General features: G+C 47.5%; 4 protein-coding genes and 1 pseudogene. 4 read left to right on the forward strand and 1 reads right to left on the reverse strand.

The genetic code is table 11. The features are described from left to right. The first annotated feature begins 874 nt into the window (after positions 1 to 874). Together OEM52_12515 and OEM52_12520 are read left to right on the forward strand one after the other, a co-directional pair. Positions 875 to 2,338, forward strand: a pseudogene (locus tag OEM52_12515) (M14 family zinc carboxypeptidase). Between the two features lie 81 nt (positions 2,339 to 2,419). Then, the gene (locus tag OEM52_12520) at positions 2,420 to 2,809 is read left to right on the forward strand and encodes a T9SS type A sorting domain-containing protein (GenBank protein MDK9700963.1); all 390 of its coding nucleotides are present in this window, start codon (positions 2,420 to 2,422) and stop codon (positions 2,807 to 2,809) included. 48 nt (positions 2,810 to 2,857) lie between these two features. On the opposite strand, the gene OEM52_12525 is transcribed toward OEM52_12520, so the two are convergent. After that, positions 2,858 to 4,540: an AAA family ATPase gene (locus tag OEM52_12525; GenBank protein ID MDK9700964.1), complete on the reverse strand. Its 1,683-nt coding sequence runs from the start codon at positions 4,538 to 4,540 to the stop codon at positions 2,858 to 2,860. 318 nt (positions 4,541 to 4,858) lie between these two features. Here OEM52_12525 and OEM52_12530 point away from each other — a divergent pair, with 318 nt between their 5' ends. Next, positions 4,859 to 6,676, forward strand: a complete 1,818-nt coding sequence (locus OEM52_12530; protein ID MDK9700965.1) for an ABC transporter ATP-binding protein/permease — start codon at positions 4,859 to 4,861, stop codon at positions 6,674 to 6,676. A gap of 61 nt (positions 6,677 to 6,737) precedes the next feature. Beyond that, positions 6,738 to 7,317, forward strand: a 580-nt coding sequence (locus tag OEM52_12535) for a pyridoxal 5'-phosphate synthase lyase subunit PdxS (protein MDK9700966.1), incomplete at its 3' end; no start/stop codon positions are given.

Here is a 7,317-nt window from a genome sequence, read left to right on the forward strand (position 1 = left end):
GTCTCTCCATTGTCAAGAGTGTGTGTAAACAGTATAGTTGCATACGCCATCGACACGATCATCACAACCGAAAGCAATGCGATTATGAGTCGTTTCCGTTTCATGATACGCTCCGTTGTTGTTCGAGAAAAGGTTGACAAGTCGATTTACTAAAAATTCTTGTCGAACTCTAAACCAACCTTTGAATCTAACCTACTTTTTTTTTTTGACTTAGAGTCAAGAGGAGAAAGGTGATTCCTCGAAATATTTTGATCTCCCAGTGATCTCAAACCCAATAGAGTATTGGTTATGTGGAGAGGATTGGTTAGAGTTTGATCTCCATAAGTGATTGCGTGTATGATAGTTATGTGAATTGTTTCGCAAAAATGTTTGTAAAACTGCAAAAACTCTACGAGTTGGATGCAACTCACCTTTGAAGTAAAGTGTTGAAACATAATTGATTGTTCCTCGATTTCGTGGTATGTTGTTACTTGACAACAAGGAGACTACTACCATGACCGGTTTACTGCGAGTCGCACTACTATTTGTTTTGCTTTGCATCACCCTCGTCCAAGCAGTTCCGCACACTTCCCCGCTTTCCCCCAACGATCCCGCCGAACCTTCCGACGGCAGATATGCGCTAGTGGAAGTGCAACGTTCCGGAAAAAATACGCTGCGGGACTTACAGCTTGGCGGATTCGATATCCAACAAATCGAGCCGGGACAACCGATCCCCGTAATCGCCAACGATGCCGACCGCGAACGGCTTTCCCGGCAAGGGTTCCTGTTCACCGAAACAATACCGGATATGTCGGCATATTATGTGCAGCGTTCACTCGCTGAGGGTACCGATCTAATAGACGGATACCCGACTTTTGCCGAAACCATCGACTCGATGGTAAACTATCGCAATCAATTTCCAGCATTGGTGTCCGATACAATCCGCATTGGAACGACCGGACAGAATCGCGGCATCTTCGCAATCAAAATCAGCGATAATGTTAACGTTGACGAAGACGAACCGGAAGTGTTTTTCAACTCGATGATTCACAGCCGCGAGCAAATAACGCATACCCAATTGATGTATTTCATCCGCAACTTGTTATCGAGTTACGCCACCAACCCGCGCGCACAAAACATCATCAACAATCGGGAACTCTATTTTGTTTTGGCAGTCAATCCCGATGGCATGGTGCGCAACGAAACTCAGAATCCAAACGGTGGCGGGATGTGGCGAAAGAACCGACGGACGAATCCCGATAACTCGCGCGGAGTCGACGTAAATCGAACCTGCGGTTGCCATTGAGGCTATGATGGTTTTGGTTCGTGTCCCCAAGGACAAGCGGAAACGTACCGCGGCACTGCCGCCTTCAGCGAACCGGAAACGCAGGCGATTCGCGACTTCTGCAATCAGCGTCATTTTCGCATCACGCTGAATCATCACAGCTATTCCAATTTTATTGTCCACCCGACTGCCTATCGCCGGGAATGGGCGCCTGATCATACATTGTTGCGAAATCTAGGTAATCGTTGGTCGGCAACGAACGGTTTCACCGTAGGTAACCCGTGGTGGCTGCTCTATCCGGTGAATGGTGACGCTCCCGATTGGCAATACGATGCCTCACCCGACACGCTGCCGAATTTTGCCTATGTCATTGAGATCGGAACCCAGCAAGACGGCTTTTGGCCAACCCAGTCGCGGATATTGCCACTCTGTCAACAAACGTTGGAGATGAATTATTTAGCAGCGGAAATAGGCGGCGAGCCGCGCATCGTATTGCCGCCACCGGTACCGCTGTTGACTGCCGCCGATACGATTTTCATCGATGATTCATTGCGCTGGCGAATCGAGCATATCGATCCGGTGAATCCCGCTGTGTCCTATGATTTCCGCGCAACTGCCGAGTATCCGGTTGGTGTCGAATCGTTCGATGCCGGGATTGGAAATTGGCTGAGTACCAATGTGTTCCGTTCGACGACCCATGCCGCTACTGGAACCCATGGCATTGAGTTTACCAACTTCTCTGATACGAAATCGTTACTGACGATGCAGCATCCCGTGTTACTCGGGGCAAACGACACCTTGAAGTACCGGCTCTGGTACGACATCGAGACCGACTTCGATTATTTCTTCGCGCAGATTTCTACCGATGATGGAATTACGTGGTACTCGTTGCAAGGCAATCGGACGGTGAGTACCAATCCGAATTCGAATAATTGGGATCATGGCATTACCGGTAGCTCAAACAACCAATTTGTATTGTGTACTCACCCATTGACACAGTATGCGAATCAAACGGTGCTGTTCCGGTTCATGTATGAGTTGGATGGTGGTACCGAAGGGGATGGCGTGTGGCTGGACGATGTCGAACCGGCGCCGACGATGATTATGCCGTGGACGAATACGGTTTCCAATTTGACTGAACCGGTCACTTCGCTGATGCCGGGGACATGGCTCGTGCAAGTGCGGGCGCGTGACGCCGAAGGGGATACTTCGGTCTGGTCGCCGTTGCGTTGGGTGACGATTGTCGTTGATGATGCGCCGTCCCCAAGCGCTACTGTGCCGTATACGTTTGGCTTACAAGAGACTTATCCAAATCCGTTTAATGCGCAGACGACGATTCACTACTCGCTTGCCACCGCGGGAACAATGTCCTTACAACTCTTTGACGTTACCGGACGACTAGTGACGACTTTAGCGAGTGGAAGACAAACCGCCGGTACCCATGAATTACGCTGGAATGGCAGCAACCATGCTTCGGGGGTCTATTGGCTTCGCCTCACGAGTGGTTCGCAAACTGCTACGAGGAAGGTGGCGTTGGTGAAGTAGGAAGGAAGCAGTTGCCGCTTCAAACATGAAGCGGCAACTGTGTAACCATCAATGATTTGGTAAACAGCTTTCTACCATTCTACAGAAGAGATTCAATTTGTCTTCCGAAATCACCTTTGATTCATATAGGAATAACAGATGTTGAGGTTTTCGATGATCTTTAGTTTTGGGAACACTCAGAAAATCCTCAAGGTCGTTCGGTATCGTTTTTACGATCATAGTAAACTGGCTTTTCGAATCTTGAATAAGTTGATTAATCTCAGCGTGATAATCAACGTTTTTATCATCATCATGAATTACTGAATGCTGGATGCCAAGAGCTTTTAAAAGATTCATAAAACGGTGTGTGTTAAACTTTCCGATAGTATCAAGCACATACAAACCACAGTTTGGTCTTTTGATTTTGTCATCATCAAGCAACTTTGTTATAAGAACCTGCTCGCTTGGACCTTCAACCAATAACACGTGGTTTGCAAAAAAGAGTCCACATCGATCAGGATTTAACCATAAAAAGTATTTTACACTTTCCATTACCGGTTTCAAGTCGTCTTCCTCAAGTTTACTTTTTAGTTTTGGCCATTTAATCGCGATAGAGTTTAAGGTTTGGTTTGCATCCACTATTTCATCCCATTCATTTCTGCCGATTTGGTTAACAGAAATTAAACCTTTTTCACGCTTCAATCGAGTGATCGAAGGTATGAGGGCAGTATTGCGGCTTACGAAATATGTCGAATGTGTTGAACAAATCGTTTGTTGATCCGGTTTGCGTGAGAGAGTCATGAGATTTCTCGCTAATACTTCTTGTTGAGGTGGGTGAAGAAACGCCTCTGGTTCTTCAAACAAAACAAGCATCATTGAAGGAACAAAGTCTTTTGTTTTCTTTGAAGGTTTCTTGCCGATATATTTTGATCCAATTTGGATAAGAGAGTAAATAAAGTGACGCTGAAACCCAGAGCCAAACTGCTCTGCAGCCAAAGCCTTTCCATGTGCGTTGTCAATGCATTGGTATGATAACATGGTTTTAATTATCTCACCGATTGATGGTGATTTCATTTCAATTTTTATATCAGACTCCCATGGTGACAAAAGAGCCCTCAAATCAGCTTCTAATCCACCAAGTGACCACCCAGCTTCAGTTTCTTCATCCTTAATGTTTTGTGCAAACTCATCAAAGTCACCTGAGAATTTTTTAAAAGAAGGACTGGATTCTACCACATTTTCTAATACTTTTGTTAATAGGTCACGTAATGCCGAAGGACCACTTAATTTGGTGTGTTCTTCAACTTTACTGACTGCGGGTATAAAAATTATATCTCCAAATTTTCCGCTCTGAACATTTTTTGCACCATAAAATGGTTCATTTGAAATAGTTCCATCTGTTTTATAACCAAAAATCGTTCCCTCTTTATTTTTATCTTCATTCTTGAAATATTTGCGCACTTTAAGTACTAAATCTGTGTTTCGATAATCATCTGCTAGTGCCGCGTCTTCGCTTGGTTCAAGTTTGAAAGAAATCTCTATCCAAGACTCTTTTGATTGGGTAGGTATGAACGGGAAATCTCTATCCGTCCGAAACTTGAAACTGTCTTTCTCATAAAACGCTCTGATAGCATCAATCACAGTGCTTTTTCCAGCATTGTTCGGTCCAACTAGTAAGTTATAATTGAATAAATCAAGAGTTGAATCCAAAATTCCTCGAAAATTGTGGATTTTGATTTTCGCGATCTTCATGATTGTCTCCGGGTTATTGCTTGATAACTTGATTGCTATGTTGAATATTAACACCTAATAATGTATAATGCAAATATTGTCTGTACATGCATTAACTTTCTTAATCGAACAATCCTAATTGAGTGTTAACCAAATTTTTCGTTCACTCGCAACTGCTTTCTGAAATGCTGTATATTCGGGGCGGGGTAATGAAAATGCCCCGCCTGTTTCGTAGGGGTCGAAACGCTTCGACCCGTTTCAAAGCCGGGTGCAAACGTTTGCGCCCCTACAAATGAAGTCACAGGCTTGGAAGCCCGTAACCACCAAGACCGATGAATAATGCACCCATTTAAACGCATCCTCTTGCTCGGGAAAGACCAGTGGCGGCTATTGCCGTTGGCGGGGGTTGCGGCTGTCCTGTTCGTCGTGAGCAATACCGCGGCAATGTGGGTCGCAGCAAGTTTCTTCAAATTGATTTTCGAGCCGTCGCAACCCGCTCCTCAAGCCGATTTGCAGTCGTGGAGCGACCTCAACGGCTTCCTTAAAATGCTCACCGACCAGTTAATCGGCGGTGGCGACGCTTTCGATAAATTGGTGCGGGTCTGTCTGTTTATTCTCGGTCTCTACACCCTCGCCGGCGGATTCCGTTTCCTGCAGGAACGTACGCTCGCGCTGCTCGAACAACGACTCGCCCAACGCATCCGGAAGCGGTTATTCGAGCATTTCCTGAAACAAGGACTCGGATATTTTCATCGCCGGAAGTCCGGGGAAATGATGTCGCTGCTGGTGAGCGATGCGCAAACCTTGAACCAAAATATGACGAAAGTATTCGGCATTTTCCTGCGTGACCCGGCAACTGTCATCATTTCATTCATACTGCTTGCGGCAATTTCGATCAAACTCCTCTTACTTACACTGTTGGTGGGACCGGTGGCGGGCGTGATCATCAGTGCAGTTGGGAAAAGCTTAAAACGCAAATCGACCCGGCTGCAAAAAGCGATGGAAGAACTCACCGTTCTGTTATCCGAACGGTTGAACGGAATCCTCCTGATCAAAACCAGCGGTACCGAGAAGAGCGAAAACAAACGGTTCGCCGGGATTAACGATCTTGTCTATCAACGCACCTTCAAACAACGGCAACTGGATATCCTCGGCGTTCCCGCGACCGAAGTTATCGGAATGTTCATCATTATCACGATTCTCATGGTCGGCGGTTACGATGTAATACATTCCGGCGGCATCGATTCCGAAGATTTCCTCCGCTTCATCGTGATTCTCTTTACGATGCTGGCGCCGGCTCGTTCGATAGCCAACGGCTGGGCGTCGTTTAGCATCGTGAGTGCTTCTGGCGCGCGGATATTCGCCGAACTCGACACCGACGAATCGTTGCCGGAGCCGGTAACTCCCAAACCGATTCCCGAATCCATCGAACCGATTGCCTTCGACCAAGTCCGCTTTCAATACGATAAATCGCTCCCAAATGTGCTGGAAGATTTATCGCTGACGGTGCAGCCGAATGAGACGTTGGCGCTGGTGGGATTGTCGGGAGCGGGGAAGTCGACGCTATTTTCGTTGCTCCTGCGGTTGTACGACCCGCAAGCGGGACGCATCACATTGGGGAATACCGACGTCCGGGAATTCGATTATGAGCAGTACCGCCGCCAATTCGGGGTCGTCACGCAGGAAACGATTCTCTTTCACGACACCGTTTCCGCGAATATCGCGTACGGTTACGACGAGGCGACTACGGAGGAAATCGTTGCCGCTGCAAAATTAGCTTATGCCGATACGTTTATTCGGGAACTCGACCACGGGTACGATACTATCGTCGGCGACCGTGGGGTAAGGCTCTCCGGCGGGCAACGGCAACGGCTCTCGCTCGCCCGCGCGTTTGTCCGAAAACCGAAATACATTCTCCTAGACGAAGCGACCTCGAATCTTGACAGTGACAGCGAATTATTGATTCAGCGCGCCCTCGATAATATGAAAAATCTTCAAACGATTATCATTATCGCCCATCGCCTTTCGACGATCCGTAACGCCGACCGGATTGCCGTCATTGATAACGGCAGAGTCGTCGATGTCGGTACTTATGAAGAACTTCTACAACACAGCGAACTATTCGCCCGCTTGAGTAAGCAACAGTTTTTGTCATAGTTTTTACTCCCGCCTGCAAATTCGTATTATTTAGTGAATCTTCATTCTCACAGAGGTATCAATGACCCCCGATAAAAAGAACGGATCGACCATCGAATCCGGCAAAGAAGTCGCGACGTGGCAGGTGAAAGTCGGACTTGCCGAGATGCTCAAGGGCGGCGTGATCATGGACGTCACCAATTTCGAGCAGGCAAAGATTGCGGAAAAAGCTGGCGCATCCGCTGTGATGGCGCTTGAACGAATCCCCGCCGATATCCGCGCCGATGGCGGCGTTGCCCGGATGAGCGATCCCAAGTTGATAAAAGAAATCCAAGACTCGGTAACGATTCCCGTGATGGCAAAATGCCGGATCGGACACATTACCGAAGCAAGAATTTTAGAAGCGATGGGAATCGATTTTATTGACGAATCGGAAGTGTTGACGCCCGCCGATGAACAGTACCACGTTTGGAAACACGACTTCAAAGCGCCGTTCGTCTGCGGTTGTCGTAACCTTGGCGAAGCGTTGCGGCGGATCGGCGAAGGGGCGGCGATGATTCGCACCAAAGGGGAAGCCGGTACTGGCAACATCGTCGAAGCGGTGCGGCACATGCGAACGGTTACCGAAGAAATGAAGCGATTGACGACGTTACCCCCGGAAG

The sequence above is a fragment of the bacterium genome, assembly GCA_030247525.1.
Classification (GTDB): domain Bacteria; phylum Electryoneota; class JAOADG01; order JAOADG01; family JAOADG01; genus JAOTSC01.